The 15786-nt window shown below is 45.5% G+C and carries 14 protein-coding genes; 8 read left to right on the forward strand and 6 right to left on the reverse strand.

Annotated features, from left to right (window positions below):
* A partial coding sequence (locus tag LO761_RS04365) for a hypothetical protein (RefSeq protein ID WP_272817114.1) occupies positions 1-213 on the forward strand: 213 nt, incomplete at its 5' end.
* Here LO761_RS04365 and queF read toward each other — a convergent pair.
* On the reverse strand, positions 198-659 hold the full coding sequence (gene queF, locus LO761_RS04370) for a preQ(1) synthase (protein ID WP_272817115.1): 462 nt from the start codon (positions 657-659) through the stop codon (positions 198-200). The two genes, LO761_RS04365 and queF, sit on opposite strands and share 16 nt — an antisense overlap.
* A gap of 143 nt (positions 660-802) precedes the next feature.
* Here queF and nth point away from each other — a divergent pair, with 143 nt between their 5' ends.
* On the forward strand, positions 803-1450 hold the full coding sequence (gene nth, locus LO761_RS04375; protein WP_272817116.1) for an endonuclease III: 648 nt from the start codon (positions 803-805) through the stop codon (positions 1448-1450).
* 1 nt (position 1451) lies between these two features.
* On the opposite strand, the gene LO761_RS04380 is transcribed toward nth, so the two are convergent.
* Both LO761_RS04380 and LO761_RS04385 read right to left on the reverse strand, forming a co-directional pair.
* Complete coding sequence (locus LO761_RS04380) at positions 1452-2228, reverse strand: MBL fold metallo-hydrolase (protein ID WP_272817117.1); 777 nt, start codon at positions 2226-2228, stop codon at positions 1452-1454.
* A 9-nt stretch (positions 2229-2237) separates the two neighbouring features.
* Positions 2238-3098 (reverse strand): DUF4348 domain-containing protein, encoded by an 861-nt coding sequence (locus tag LO761_RS04385; protein WP_272817118.1) that lies wholly within the window; start codon positions 3096-3098, stop codon positions 2238-2240.
* Positions 3099-3216: 118 nt separating this feature from the next.
* Here LO761_RS04385 and pheS point away from each other — a divergent pair, with 118 nt between their 5' ends.
* On the forward strand, positions 3217-4254 hold the full coding sequence (gene pheS, locus LO761_RS04390; RefSeq protein ID WP_272817119.1) for a phenylalanine--tRNA ligase subunit alpha: 1038 nt from the start codon (positions 3217-3219) through the stop codon (positions 4252-4254).
* Between the two features lie 5 nt (positions 4255-4259).
* On the opposite strand, the gene LO761_RS04395 is transcribed toward pheS, so the two are convergent.
* The 3 genes from LO761_RS04395 to LO761_RS04405 all read right to left on the reverse strand — a co-directional run bounded on the left by LO761_RS04395 (position 4260) and on the right by LO761_RS04405 (position 8251).
* Entirely contained in the window at positions 4260-5396 is a 1137-nt protein-coding gene (locus LO761_RS04395) for a hypothetical protein (protein ID WP_272817120.1), read from the reverse strand.
* Positions 5397-5605: 209 nt separating this feature from the next.
* Positions 5606-7336, reverse strand: a complete 1731-nt coding sequence (locus LO761_RS04400) for a bifunctional metallophosphatase/5'-nucleotidase (RefSeq protein ID WP_272817121.1) — start codon at positions 7334-7336, stop codon at positions 5606-5608.
* A gap of 72 nt (positions 7337-7408) precedes the next feature.
* On the reverse strand, positions 7409-8251 hold the full coding sequence (locus tag LO761_RS04405; RefSeq protein WP_272817122.1) for a patatin-like phospholipase family protein: 843 nt from the start codon (positions 8249-8251) through the stop codon (positions 7409-7411).
* A gap of 125 nt (positions 8252-8376) precedes the next feature.
* On the opposite strand from LO761_RS04405, the gene LO761_RS04410 reads away from it, so the two are divergent.
* The 5 genes from LO761_RS04410 (at position 8377) to LO761_RS04430 (ending at position 15778) form a co-directional block, all read left to right on the forward strand.
* The gene (locus tag LO761_RS04410; RefSeq protein ID WP_272817123.1) at positions 8377-9771 is read left to right on the forward strand and encodes an aminopeptidase P family protein; all 1395 of its coding nucleotides are present in this window, start codon (positions 8377-8379) and stop codon (positions 9769-9771) included.
* Positions 9772-9791: 20 nt separating this feature from the next.
* Entirely contained in the window at positions 9792-11000 is a 1209-nt protein-coding gene (locus LO761_RS04415) for a C1 family peptidase (protein WP_272817124.1), read from the forward strand.
* A 170-nt stretch (positions 11001-11170) separates the two neighbouring features.
* Entirely contained in the window at positions 11171-12895 is a 1725-nt protein-coding gene (recJ, locus tag LO761_RS04420) for a single-stranded-DNA-specific exonuclease RecJ (RefSeq protein ID WP_272817125.1), read from the forward strand.
* Complete coding sequence (locus tag LO761_RS04425; RefSeq protein ID WP_272817126.1) at positions 12892-14784, forward strand: RecQ family ATP-dependent DNA helicase; 1893 nt, start codon at positions 12892-12894, stop codon at positions 14782-14784. The genes recJ and LO761_RS04425 overlap by 4 nt, the downstream gene beginning before the upstream one ends.
* Before the next feature lie 46 nt (positions 14785-14830).
* Entirely contained in the window at positions 14831-15778 is a 948-nt protein-coding gene (locus LO761_RS04430) for a tetratricopeptide repeat protein (RefSeq protein WP_272817127.1), read from the forward strand.
* The last annotated feature ends 8 nt before the right edge of the window (positions 15779-15786 follow it).

Consider the following 15786-nt stretch of genomic DNA (forward strand, 5'->3'; position numbering starts at 1 on the left):
AACGCTGTTTTAGGTTGTCCTGAGCCTGCTTTTCCGGAAAGTGCGAAAAAAATCGAACGGGTTTTGTTTTTCGTTCCCGAACAGGGAGCCCGCCCTGAAAACCGGAAAAAGCAGGCTCTTTCCCTATCAGGCGTAACGGTAATTTATATTTATAAAGTAAAGTCAATTGGCCGGTGTCGCGCAGTGACTAAGGGTGGTTATTTCAAGTCGTGATTTTTCAACCGATATTCAGCCATCTGCTCGTACTTCGTTCCCGGACGTCCGTAGTTGGTATACGGGTAAATACTGATGCCTCCTCGCGGCGTAAAGAATCCGGTCACCTCAATGTACTTCGGGTCCATCAGCCGGATCAAGTCCTTCATGATGACGTTCACACAGTCCTCGTGAAAGTCGCCATGATTCCGGAAACTGAAGAGGTAGAGCTTCAAACTCTTGCTCTCCACCATGCGCACGTCGGGGATATACTCTATACGTATCTCGGCAAAGTCGGGCTGTCCGGTGATGGGACAAAGCGAGGTGAACTCGGGACAGTTAAACCGTACCCAATAATCGTTCTCTTGGTGCTTGTTCTCGAATGCTTCGAGCACTTCGGGAGCATAGTTGACTTTATATTCGGTCTTCTTTCCAAGGACCTTCAGTTGTTCTTCTTTTCGTTCCATAGATTCATCATTTTTTCGGTTGCAAAGTTACACTTTATATTTTTTTTTTATTATCTTTGTAGTAAAGAATCAAAGGGGGGATAGTCAAGGAGACTGAGATTTCCGTAGCACCTGACAGAACTCGAATCCACGTAATATATATCATGACTAAGAAAGAACTCTACACGAAAGTATTGGCATACCTGAAAGAAGAAATACCGGAGGCACGTACGGAATTGCATTTCAAAGATTCGTTCCAACTGTTGGTGGCCGTCATTCTGAGCGCGCAATGTACCGATAAGCGGGTGAATATGATTACTCCCCCCCTCTATCGCGACTACCCCACTCCCGAAGCGATGGCAGCCACCACGCCCGAAGTGATATTCGGTTATATCCGCAGCGTAAGTTACCCGAACAGTAAGGCGAAGCATTTGGTGGAGATGGCAAAGTTGTTAGTGAACGAGTTCAACGGTGAGGTACCCGATAACATGGACGACCTGCTAAAGTTGCCGGGGGTAGGACGGAAAACGGCGAACGTGATGCTGAGCACCGTATTCCATCAGGCAGTGATAGCTGTCGACACCCATGTATTCCGAGTAAGTCATCGCGTCGGATTAGTTCCCGATAGTTGCGCCACTCCGCTGGCCACAGAGAAGTATTTAGAGAAATATATCCCTACGGAAGACATAGCCAAGGCACACCATTGGCTGTTGTTGCACGGACGGTATGTCTGTCAGAGCCGAAAACCTAAGTGTGGGGAGTGTGGACTAAACGGGGTGTGCAAGTACTCACTGACTCCACACGTCAAATAAATCAGATAGAGAGCGTCAGCCCGTCGTAGGCCAAATGAATATGGTCAGGCAACGCCTTGTCCACTTCGGCATGAAGTCCCATCTTATGACTCATGTGAATGAAATACGTCTCCTTGGCACCTATTCTCCGAGCATTCTCCAACGCCTGAGCTAAATTCTGGTGTGTAGGATGTTCCTTTATGTGGAGGGCATTCATCACCAATACATCCAGATTCTTCAACTTGTCGTAGTTCGCCTCGGGCATGGTCAGCATATCGGTTATCCAAGCCATTCTACCGATACGGAACCCGAGGATAGGCATTTGTCCGTGCATAATCCGCAACGGATAGATTGCTACCTTATCCCCTTGCAGATTACTCACCATAAAGGGTATATCGGGCTGAAGCTCGGTGAGCGTAATTCGGGGAACTCCCGGATACAGATTCTCGCCAAAGCAATAAGGCATCCGTTGCTTAAGATGCTCACACGTACGGTGGTCGGCATAGATGGGAATGGTACGGAACCGGCACCACGGACGAAGGTCGTCAATGCCTCCCACATGGTCATAATGCTCATGGGTAATCAGCACAGCGTCTATCGCCTTGAAGTCGTTCAGGCGTATCATCTGCTCACGAAAGTCGGGTCCGCAGTCGATAAGGATACGCGCCTTGTTCACATCGAGAATTCCCGAACAACGCAGTCGCTTGTCGTGCGGGTCGGTACTGGTACACACCGGTCCCGTACACCCTACCTCGGGCACTCCGCATGATGTTCCTGTTCCTAAGATGGTCATTTTCATAATCTCCTGTCAATCGCTCAAGTCGTCAAATTCAATCAGTCTCCACTGACCGTTCTTCCGCTTGAAGTATAATGCATTATTAAATCCGTTTCCGTTCCCTTTCAGCTCCAAGACACGAAGATTCGATTTCGATGGCATTACCTGTCCGTAGATTACATTCGTCAGCGTATCGGGAGGCAATATCGGCGCAAAGGCAAACCATTGTCCGTCCTCCAATGTAGTCTCCAGCATCCGGAACTCATCATCAGGATCGAAGGTAATGAACTTCAACGGGTTAGCCACTCGCTCTGTTTGAAAGACACTGTCGTTCGCAAAGCGGAAATAGAAATGATAGAAGTCCTCTCCCCCCACTATCGAGTCAGTCTCACTCAAGGCACTATACGCTATCTCATGAAGCCTCCAACGCCCCTGATGGCGATTAAAGCAATACTTCTTGACTTGCTTCTCCTTCAACAGAATCCACTCTAACTGAGCAGTGACGGCTATCGTATCTTCTTCCATATCGGCATCATTATCAATAGTATGGATAACCGTGTAGGTTTCCATGTGACTGAAGATAGGATCGAACTTCCACTCGTTAGCGTTGATATACGTTTTCTTGTTTGACTTAACGCAGGTGAGAGGAAAATCGATACGCGACTTCTGCATGAGGGCATCGCGCGAGAAAGTATAGATAAAGTCGGCAAAACTTCCATCAACCGAGGAAGGAATCTTTTCCTCTTCCTCCACCCGAAATCTCGCTATGGAATCATTACTTGTCGATGACTCGATAGAGTCGCCAAGAACACCTTCCGGCTCGTTTACTTTATTTATACCTTTACACGAGGCTGTTAGCGCAACCATCACCACGCCCCATAATAATTCTCTCATTTCCCTATAAAAAACTCTTCTAAGAAAAATACGGCACAAAATTACGAATTCTTTTATTCTTTTCTACAAATAATTCCGTTTAATTCCTTAAATTTGCAGACAATAAAAAATAAGAACTATGTTAACAGACAAAATAGAGCAGTTGCTCAACGAAGTAAAAGAAATTCAAGCAGCTAACGCAGAGGAATTAGAAGCACTTCGGATAAAGTATTTGAGTAAAAAAGGCGAGATCAATGCACTGATGGCGGATTTTCGTACGGTGGCAGCCGACCAAAAGCGCGAGATAGGCATAAAAATCAATGAGCTGAAGCAAACAGCTACAGAACGCATCAATAACCTGAAGAAGCAATTTGAAGCAGCCGATGATTCATCTGCCGGCATGGATTTAACCCGAAGTGCCTATCCTGTTGAATTCGGTACACGCCATCCGCTGAGCATTGTAAAGAATCAAATCATTGATATTTTCAATCACATGGGATTCACCATTGCCAACGGCCCGGAGATTGATGATGATAAGCACGTGTTCACAATGCTGAACTTCGCTGCCGATCATCCTGCGCGCGATATGCAAGATACATTCTTCATCGAGACGAATCCGAACGACGTTACAAAGAATATCATTCTACGCTCCCATACATCAGGCGATCAGTCGCATTACATGGAGACACATCAACCGCCGCTCAGAATTATTTGCCCTGGACGTGTTTACAGAAACGAAGCCATCAGTTACCGCGCGCACTGCTTTTTCCATCAGGTGGAAGGGCTATACGTCGACAAGAACGTCAGCTTTGCCGATTTGAAACAGGTACTGTTGACATTCGCTCAAGAGATGTTCGGAAAGGACACGAAGATACGTCTGCGCCCTTCCTACTTCCCGTTCACGGAACCAAGCGCGGAAATGGACATCAGTTGTAACATCTGCGGAGGGAAAGGTTGTGCCTTCTGTAAAGGCACCGGTTGGGTGGAGATTCTCGGGTGCGGCATGGTCGACCCTAACGTTCTTGAGGCTTGCGGCATAGACAGTAAAGTGTATTCGGGCTATGCTTTCGGAATGGGTGTGGAGCGTATTACCAACTTGAAATATCGTGTCAACGATTTACGACTTTTCTCGGAGAACGACACACGGTTCCTGAAAGAATTCCAAGCTGCTTATTAACAACATCACTTTTTATAGGTAAGCACGATAAGATTCGATAACCTGCCCTCCGACTCGGATATCTGCGAGGATAGAATGAAAGGACGGAAATGTTCCATATTCCTCAGCATATACCGCGAGAAATAAGGAGTGAAGCGAAGGGTATCGTCGGCTATGATATTTCCATCGGCAACCAATATGTAAGAGGCGTCGGGCGACAATGACTTGACACACTGCCCGAACAAGAGATGGTCGGCAAAACACTGTGGAACCTGGCTCATATACGTGCTAATGGAATCATGATCGGCCGACATAACCAAACGGTCTTCCAGCACATCAGGAACGCTCCTGAAGTAACTGTGAGCCTCGTCCAGAGCCTTCCGGCTGTCTTTCCAATAACTCTCACCGGTCAGATAAATCACATCGCTGTTAACCTTCACTTCAAAGAGGCTCCACCCTGTCAGTTCATTGGGTACGGGAGTGAATGGGCAACGGGTGTACAGGCGGACATAGTTGTGCAGCGTCTTTACCGTCGGAGTCTGCCGGAATACCGGATCGTTCATGACACTCTTTTTATCCAAATAAGCATCAATCACCTTCTCTATCAGATACTTCTCATAACTCATGACAAAGACCCCGTTGCCGGAGTAAGTGGATAAGAAGCCATGGGACTTCAACGGATAAATAACAATATCTTCGTGACGGTATTTCTCTTCCCTTTCATTACCTGCTAAGAAATCACTCCTCAATATGTCGGCCAGCATATTCTTCCCTTCACGCACCGTACGGAACAATACTACGTCATCGGTCGCCTCCAAGGTGTCGTAATAACACACTACCACTCCGTTTATCACATTACTTATATTATGCAGATGTTCCGACGATTCATTGATAAGGGTTTGAATGAAAAAGTCCATTAAACTGTTCGACTGGAAAGAACGCAATTCTTTCTGAAAACTGATTTCATCAAATTCCGAAATAATGGTATTGACATTATCGCTGGCAAGGAAGCTGTTACAATCGGAGGGAACAAGTTCAAAAAGATTCAGTTCACGGCTGTGCTCCGCGTCGTTCAGGCTCATATAGGCATAAACACCCATCGCCAAACAAAATAGAAGCACACACACAACAGCACCATATTTAGTCACTAACCTCAACCGCATCTTTTCGCACTTTTATTAAAACTTATTTGCAAATATACGATATTTTTTAAGAAAATAAAACATTTTAAGTGATTTTTTTATCTTTGCATGTTAAATTTCCGTATCGTATACGGTTTCTTTCCGCTAAGTGATAAGCAAATATGCCGAATTCATAAGGAGAAACGATAATATGATATGGATAATTGGAGAAGATAACACTTATGAGTTATTTAATGACGGCCATGTTTTTCATTGTTCGACCTCTTGGAAGAGTCCGGCCATAACAATTTTTTATCAGCCGAAAGCGCTTCTTTAGTTTCCTTGTCGCACACGTACCTCCAGTTGGTAAGCGACGGGATAACAACCGGCTCTTTCGATTCCTTGAAACAGTTGATGATACAAGTCCGGATATCCTGCTGGGTAATCAGCAGACACTTAGCTGCCAGCTCTTTCAAAGTCAGACCGGCTCCATCGGTGAGAATGCCTCCGCCTCCGCTACCTATATACGAATTGACCGCCACCCGATACTCCCTGTCGTAATCGAACGGTGTTCCATCGGTCATCCTCAGGATGCTTACCTTCTCTCCCATTGGTTTATTTAAATCCACTTCATATTCTATGCCAGCGGCTGTGATGAGGAACGGACTGAACGCTCCCAAATAGAAATTCTTATGCGAGAAAGTGATATAGAATACCTTCCCCACAGATCCTTCCGCCTCAACATCGGTCAGCAAGTCGTACGAACGCTCCAGTGCTCCCCGAATCTCCTTTCCGGTAAAACGGAACACCTCTATCAGATTTTCATAACGGTACAACTTAAATATATCTCTGATACGGACATCGCCGGGAGTCACCACCTCATCGTATGTCAGAGGAGCGGAAAGAGAAATATCGGCATCCCTGTCTTTCAGCTGAACCATGTGGAGCAGATCGCCTAATGCCGAAGGACCAAAGAAATAATCGGCCGCATTGATGGGGGTAACCAACTTACCTATCTTCTGAGAAACATAATGCTTCACTTCCTTTTTAAAGCCGGCGTAACGCTTGGCGAAAGCCAAATCCACCGGATAATCGACCACAGAAACCAACTGGCCACATTTATGTTCTACCTTTACGCCCTGATCCGAAACAAAGCACACCAGCTGCGCCTCGGCAACATGAAGAGTAGCACCGCCTGCATTCAACACTAACACCTTCCGGCCGTCTACCTTATTCTCCACCTCCTGCGCACAGGGACGATGGTCGTGACCGAAAAAAATGACATCGAAACCCGGAACGTCGGTCGCAATCTCCTCGGCAGCATTCTCATTAAAGCCATTCAACCCCTCTTCTTTCAGGCCGGTATGGAAAAGGCCGATCATCACATCGGGATGTTCCTCCTCCCTGATTTTCTCCACCCAATAACGAGCAGACGCGACAATATCGTCAAAGTGAATGCCCGACCAGAACTTATGAGGAAGCCACATGGGAACAGCAGGGGTGATGAGACCGAGAACGGCTATGCGTATCCCGTCTTTCTCCAGAACGGTATAAGGCTCAGTATACGATTGATGATTGTCATCACGAACGATATTCGCTCCCAGAACAGGGAAATTCACATTCGAAATCCATTTGTCATAAACCTCATGTCCTACTTCAAAGTCGTGATTACCCAAAGCAACAACATCGTATTCCATGAAATTCATCACGTCGGCAGCCAAATGACAAAGGCTCTTATCAACAAAGTTGGCATAATGGGCACAAGGCTGTCCCTCCAAGACATCTCCTCCGTCCATCAGAATACAGTGTTCCCTGCCCCAAAGTTTCCTCTGACGACGAACATAAGCATCCACCTTGCCCAAACCTCCCTGATAAGAATGATTATTGATAAAATCATATCCCATGAAGTTGCCGTGTACATCCGTTGTTTCAAAGAACTTCAGAACTACTCTGCGACTGATATTTTTCTCCTCTTTTTCCACCTTTATAAAAGTTCACCGACCGAACCGGTTTGCAAAGATAGTCGGATTTCCGTAATATATTCTCTTTTCCCATTACAACTTTTCAAACACGTTCTTTGCTACCTCATATCCCTCTTCGTAAAGGGTGGTTAACTTTTTCGTGTCCTTACAAATCCGATCTACTTCCAATGGTTTTTGCGGACGGATGACTATGATTCTCCCCTCGTCTTCCCATCTCTCCACCATCTTCAGCTGTCTGTTATAGCTCTCGCAACGATGGCTGAGCGCCACTCTTAACCGAGGATAATCCTTATAAACCATGCGCAAGCGAAAGTCTTTCTTTTTTTTTCTGAATCCTTTATTACGAGTCAAGACCACCACATTCCGTTGACAACCCTGACTCACAGCCCGCTCCAACGGAATGGAATCGACAATTCCTCCATCCAGCATCGGTTCTCCATCGACCAGCGCGACAGGACAGGCAAACGGTAAACTTGCCGATGCACGAACGATATCGATAATCCGTTTTCTGTCGTGCTTCTCTTCCAAATAAACGGCACGTCCCGTAACGCAGGATGTGGTCACCATCTCAAAACGAGCAGGATTCTCCTCATAAGCCTTGTAATCGTATGGAAGAATCTCTTCAGGGAAATGATTATACAACAAATCCATATTCATAATGCTATGCTGAGACCAAAGATATTTTATCCCCAGATAATGGTATCTGTCCAGCATGTCAATATTACTGAACTTAGCACGCCCACGCTGGCGCGACATATACGAAAGTCCGTTGCATGCTCCTGCCGAGACACCTATCGTATAGGGGAAATATATATTCTCGTCCAACAAATAATCGAGCACTCCACAAGTGAATACTCCACGCATGCCGCCACCTTCGAGCACTAATCCTGTTTTATCATCGATTAAAAACATCATTCTTCTTTTATGGCACAAATTTAAACTTTATAAACGAAAAAAGAGATTGAAGGGTATAAAATTGATTAAATTATATTACTTTTGCGAAACAGGTCAATAAACAAATAATATAAAACACATATACTATGTTTGATACTTCAATATACAAAAACCGTCGTGCAGCTCTTCGGAAGAAGATTCAAAGCGGTATTATCCTACTGTTGGGCAATAATGAAGCACCGGCAAATTATCCTGACAATACCTACGTATATCGTCAGGACAGTACATTCCTTTATTTCTTCGGACATTCTCTTCCGGGTTTGGCCGGCGTGATAGACGTAGACGCGAATAAAGATTATTTCTTTGGCGATGATGTCACCATGGACGATATCATCTGGATGGGACCTCAACCGAGCATCAAAGAGTTAGGGATGCAGGTAGGCGTCCGTAACAGCTATCCGTTGAAACAACTCCGCAAGATGATTGCCGAAGCGGTATCCAAAGGCAGAAAGATTCATTTCATTCCCCCATACCGTTTCGATCATTACCTAATGATAGAAGAGTTGACGGGAATTCGTTCGTCGGTAGTCAGACAATATGCCTCCGTAGAGCTTATAAAGGCCATTGTAGCCCTTCGTTCCGCCAAGGAGCCATGCGAGATAGAGGAGCTGGATAAAGCTGCTCACATCGGCTATCTGATGCATACCACAGCCATGAAAATGTGTAAGCCGGGCGTAAAAGAACAACTTATATCCGGTGCATTGGACGGCATCGCTTCGCAATACGGAAGCATGGTTTCATTCCTCACCATTCTTACTCAACATGGTGAGACCATGCATAACCACGGACATGAAGCACTGCTTGAAAAAGGTAAGCTGATGTTAGTAGACGCCGGCGCGGAATCGAATACCAACTACTGTTCCGACAACACCCGAACCATTCCTGTGGGAGGCAAATATACTCCTCGTCAGAAAGAAGTTTACGAATTGGTACTCGCTTGCCACGATCTTGCATTGGAGTTGGCCAAGCCGGGTATTACCTATCAATCGGTCCATTTAGCTGTTTGTAAAAGACTGGCTCTGGGATTGAAAGATATGGGATTGATGAAAGGAAACACTGATGACGCTGTAGCAGCAGGAGCGCATGCACTGTTCCTCCCTCACGGATTAGGTCACATGATGGGACTCGACGTTCACGACATGGAGAATTTAGGACAAACCTATGTTGGTTACGATGACGAAGTACGCCCGTCCGGTCAGTTTGGGTTAGCGTCCCTGCGCATGGGAAGAAAGTTACAGGAAGGTTTTGTCATCACCGATGAGCCGGGATGTTACTTTATCCCTGCCCTCATCGATAAATGGAGAGCAACCGGACTGCATAAAGATTTCCTAAACTATGATGCTATTGACCAATATAAAGACTTCGGAGGAATCCGCATCGAAGATGATATCCTCATTACCAAAAACGGCTCTCGCTTCTTAGGTACGGAACGTATTCCTGCCGGCGTAAGAGAAATAGAAGAATTTATGAAAAATAATTAATCAACATATAATCAATAAAGATGAAAAAATTAGTATTATTAGCTGCAGCCGGACTGATCAGTTTCAGTTCGTTTGCTCAAGACGACAAAGACACAAAAGATGAAGGATTCGTCTTCACAACCGTCAAGGCTAACCCTATCACTTCAGTAAAAAATCAGAACCGTGCCGGTACGTGCTGGTGCTATTCTTCCATGGGCTTCTTAGAGTCTGAATTGCTCCGTATGGGCAAAGGAACCTACGATTTGTCGGAGATGTACATCGTTGAGAAGACTTACATGGATCGTGCCGACGCTGCTGTCCGCATGCATGGTGACGTTTCTTTCTCACAGGGTGGCTCCTTCTATGATGTAATCTATGGCATGTCTCATTTCGGATTGGTTCCTGAAGAAGTGCTGCGTCCGGGCGTAATGTATGGTGACAGCTTAAGCGACCACTCTGAGCTTTCCGTTCTGACAGACGCCATGATCAATGGTATCAACAAGAGTAAGCTCCGCAAGTTACAGACCGATAAGGATGGTAATGCCCTATGGAAAAAAGCCGTAGAAGCTGTTCACGAAACTTACTTAGGCAAAGCTCCCGAATCTTTCACATACAAAGGAAAGACTTATACACCGAAATCATTCTATGAGTCGACAGGCTTAAATCCTAACGATTACATTTCATTGACATCGTTTACACATCATCCATTCTATGAGCCGTTTGTTATCGAGGTTCAAGACAACTGGCGTTGGGCAAAGTCATACAATTTACCTATTGATGAGTTAATGGAGGTTTTCGACAACGCCATTAATAACGGCTATACCATTGCTTGGGGTGCCGATGTTAGTGAACAGGGCTTCACACGCGACGGTGTTGCTGTTGTTCCCGATACAAAGAAAATGGCTGAAGCAGCCGGAACCGACATGGCACATTGGCTGAAATTACCTGCTGAGAAACGTCAGGTAACCACCAAACCGGGACCTGAGAAATGGGTCTCTCAACAAGATCGTCAGACAGCTTACGACAACTGGGAAACCACCGATGATCATGGTATGCAAATCTACGGCATTGCCAAAGATCAAAACGGTACCGAATATTATATGGTAAAGAACTCTTGGGGAGACAGCGGCAAATATAACGGAACTTGGTATGCGTCCAAGGCTTTCGTTCGTTACAAAACAATGAATATCCTTGTTAACAAAAAGGCTCTTCCGGCAGAAATTGCAAAGAAATTGGGTGTACAGCTTTAATAAGCATCCCTCTTTTTAAGTATATTATCGTCAATTCTATAAATTTTAATATAGAATTGGCGATTTTTAGTTGTTTTTTTCTAACTTTACGGTTTGATAGGTGTAGAAGTATTCTTTCGTTACAATCTAACCTATCTTTGAGAGCAAAAAAAGAAAAAACAATATATAAAATGAATTTCAAATGGAACTATCAACCTCCAACCCAAGAACAGATAGAAGCAGCTAAGGCACTTGCGAAAGAAGTGGGAATCAATCCCATCCTCGGCAAGCTCCTGTTGGAAAGAGGCATTACCTCTACCGCAGAGGCCAAACGATTCTTCCGCCCACAGCTAAGCGAACTGCACGACCCATTCCTTATGAAGGATATGAGCAAAGCCGTAGACCGCCTGAACCAAGCCATGGGAAAGAAAGAACGTATCTTAGTGTATGGAGATTATGATGTGGACGGAGTAACATCTGTGGCTCTTGTCTACAAATTTATTCTTCAGTTCTATTCTAACATTGACTACTATATCCCCGACCGCTATGAAGAGGGATACGGAGTGTCAAAGCAAGGAGTAGATTATGCTTACGAAACCGGTGTAAAACTGGTGATTGTTCTTGATTGTGGGATCAAGGCCGTAGATGCCATCGCATACGCTAAAAAGAAAGGCATCGACTTCATTATCTGTGATCATCATGTACCCGATGAAGCATTACCCGCAGCCGTGGCCATTCTAAATCCGAAACGCAAGGATGCCACTTATCCGTACGAACATCTGTCAGGGTGTGGCGTAGGCTTCAAATTCATGCAGGCATTCGCGCTAAACAACGGTATTGATTTTCATCAGCTCACACCGCTGCTCGACTTGGTTGCCGTAGCCATTGCGTCGGATATCGTACCTATCATGGGCGAAAATCGGGTACTGGCCTATCACGGACTGAAACAATTGAACTCAAATCCGAGTGTGGGACTGAAAGCTATCATCGATATCTGCGGACTGCAGAACAAAGAAATCATGATGAGCGATATCGTGTTTAAGATCGGTCCCCGTATCAATGCGTCCGGTCGTATACAGAACGGTAAAGAAGCGGTGGAACTGCTGATTGAGAAAGATTTCGCTGCCGCTGTAGAGAAAGCAAATCAAATCAATGAATACAACGAAACCCGTAAGGATCTTGACAAAACCATGACGGAAGAAGCTACCCAACTTGTTATAGATAAAGAGGGTATGGACAAACAACGATCTATTGTCATCTATAACGAAAATTGGCATAAAGGTTTGATAGGCATTGTCGCTTCCCGACTGACGGAAACATACTATCGACCGGCCGTCGTACTCACCAGAGCAGATGACATGGCTACCGGTTCTGCCCGGTCGGTAACGGGATTCGATGTATACAAAGCCATAGAAAGCTGTCGCGACCTGTTGGAAAACTTCGGAGGTCATACCTATGCCGCAGGACTGTCCATGAAAGTGGAAAATGTTCCCGATTTCAGTCGACGGTTTGAGGAATATGTAATGAATCATATCTCCGACGAACAAACATCTCCCATACTCGATATCGATGCGCTCATCGACTTTAAAGACATTACTCCCAAGTTCTTTGCCGACCTGAAAAAGTTCAACCCTTACGGACCGGACAACCATAAACCGTTGTTCTGCACACGCCATGTGTTCGATTATGGAACCAGCAAGGTGGTAGGACGAAATCAGGAACATATCAAATTGGAACTGGTGGACAACAAGTCGAGCGTTGTCATGAACGGCATTGCTTTCGGACAAAGTTCACAAGCACGCTACATCAAAACCAAAAGAGCGTTCGACATCATATACTCCATTGAGGAGAATACACATAAGCACGGAGAAGTACAATTGCAGATTGAAGACATCCGGCAGACGGAAACAGTATGACTTATCAAGAAATTTTAAAAGCATACTGGGGCTATGACAGCTTCCGAGGAATACAAGAGGAGATCATCAACAGCATCGGCTCCGGACACGATACGTTAGGATTGATGCCAACCGGTGGAGGAAAGTCCATCACCTTTCAAGTACCTGCTTTGGCCAAAGACGGCATCTGCATCGTCATAACACCGCTCATCGCTCTGATGAAAGATCAGACGCGCAATTTACGCGACCGTAACATCAAAGCTATAGCTGTCTACTCAGGCATGACGCATGAGGATATTGTAATCGCCTTGGATAATTGCGTCTATGGCGATTACAAGTTTCTTTATATCTCACCCGAACGCTTAGGTACCGATCTGTTCATCACCAAACTTCGCAGCATGAAGGTGAGCATGATTACAGTAGATGAATCGCACTGCATCTCACAGTGGGGGTACGACTTCCGCCCAGCTTATCTGAAGATTGCCGATATACGGGAACTTCTTCCCGATGTTCCTATCCTTGCACTTACCGCAACAGCTACCCCGCAGGTCGTTAAGGACATTCAGGAGAAGCTTCGGTTTCGTACCGACGGACAAGTGTTCCGCATGAGCTTCGAAAGAAAGAATCTGGCTTACGTGGTTCGCAAAACGGAAGATAAGCGCGAAGAGCTGCTTCACATTCTCTCCGCCATGAACGGATCTGCCATCGTCTATACCCGAAACCGAAAAAGAACGAAAGAAATCTCCGACTTGTTAAACCGACAAGGCATTACGACCACATTCTACCATGCAGGACTCAATAACGATGTGAAAGACAGTCGCCAGAAGGCTTGGGTTAACGATGAAATTCGAGTGATGGTGGCTACCAATGCTTTCGGTATGGGCATAGATAAACCCGATGTACGAATTGTCGTTCATGTCGACCTCCCCGATTCTCCCGAGGCTTACTTCCAAGAAGCGGGAAGAGCCGGACGGGACGGAAAGAAAGCATACGCCGTACTACTCTATGCCAAGAGCGATAAAAAAGCGCTGAGCAAACGTATCCCCGACACTTTCCCTGAGAAAGACTTCTGCCGAGATATCTATGAACATATCAACTACTACTTCGAAATGGCTATGGGAGACGGTGAAGGATGCACCTTTGCCTTCAACTTGGATGACTTTTGCCACAAGTTCAGGCATTACCCCGTTCAAACAGACAGTGCCTTGAAGATTCTTACCCGTACCGGCTATCTGGAATATACCGAGGAACAAGACAATGCCTCACAACTGATCTTTACGATACGAAGAGATGAATTGTATCTGTTGCACGATTCAGACGGAGAAACCGATAAGCTAATCAGTATTATCCTCCGATCTTATACGGGATTGTTCTCCGACTATGCTTATATCAATGAAGACTCTCTCGCCATTCGCAGCGGACTGGAGCGGGAACGGGTGTACCAAATCCTCATCAATCTGTCCAAGCGTCATATTGTTAACTATATACCTCACAAACGGACTCCTTTCATCATCTATACAAGGGATAGGGTGGAGAAAGAAAATCTGCCTATCACCAAAGAGGTGTACGAAGACCGAAAAGAGAGCTATGCCTCACGCATCCACGCGATGATTGAATATGCCGATTCCGATGACAAATGCCGTAGCAGAATGCTGTTGGAATACTTCGGAGAGAAGAACGATCACGACTGTGGCCTGTGCGATGTATGCATCGAAAAAAGAAAAGACATACCTTCCGACCGTTTCAAACAACTGGAAGCGCAAATAAAAGCATCTTTAAAAGAATCGCCATTAAGTGTCGAAGCACTGATGAAACACTTTACAAAGAATAAAGACGAAGCCCGACAAGTGATTCAACATCTGCTTTCGGAAGAGGAAATTCAGTTGAAAGGCGACACTCTTTCCTTGTAAATTATGGTAAATATACTAACTTTGCACCCATTAAAACAGAAACAGTATGAGCTTTTTAAAATCCTTGTTCGGTGGCGTCGATAAGTCTGCTCCCGAAGATAAAGAAAAAAACAATCAGAAGAACTTCGATATCTTGAAATACGATGGTATCCGTGCCCTCCACATACAGCGGGCCGACTATGCCATAGAATGTTTCAAGCGTGCCCTCGATATTCGTCCCGACAGGGAGGTGTACGATAACTTAGCGCATGCTTATGCCTCAACAGGGAAAACAGAGGATGCCCGACGGACACTGGCAACGTGGATTGAATTTGAGCCGCAAAACCCTCAGGCCTATACCTTTTTGGCCAATATCGACTTCTTATTGGAAGATTATGAATCGATGGAGGAGGCCTGTCAACATGCGTTGGAGTACGAAACGAACAATCCAATCCTCGATTATCTCACTGCCCGGGCAAAAATCGGACTGGGAAAAAACACCGAAGCCATCGAGTATTTAGATAAAGCCATCGTTCTGAAAGACGATTATCAGGACGCTTACCTGCTCCGTGCCCATCTGCTTATTAAAGCAGAGGATAAAAAAAGGGCGTTGTCCGACATCGACAGAATGCTGACCTTAGACCCTACACACGAGGAAGCTGCTCTGATGAAAGCAAACCTGATGATGAACGAAGGCAATAAGAAAGAGGCGGAAGAGAGCATCAAAGGCGTGATTGCCGCCAACCCGTTCAACAGAGACGCTTACTTGCAATTGGGCAGCTTGTATCAGGAAGAAAAGAACTACGAGAAAGCTATCGTCGTATATGACGAAGCCATCGAGGTACTGCCCGAGTTTGTTGATGCTTACGAGGAACGGAGTAAAGCTAAAGCGGCAGCAGGCGATGAAGCCGGAGCCGAAGAGGACAGAAGGAAAGCTCAAGAACTACATCCGGACGAACCAACCGATACCGCTCTTCCCGATTATGAAAAGATGAAACAGAATATTCCTTTCTAACAAGAAAG

Source organism: Phocaeicola oris, assembly GCF_021295095.1.
GTDB lineage: Bacteria > Bacteroidota > Bacteroidia > Bacteroidales > Bacteroidaceae > Phocaeicola > Phocaeicola oris.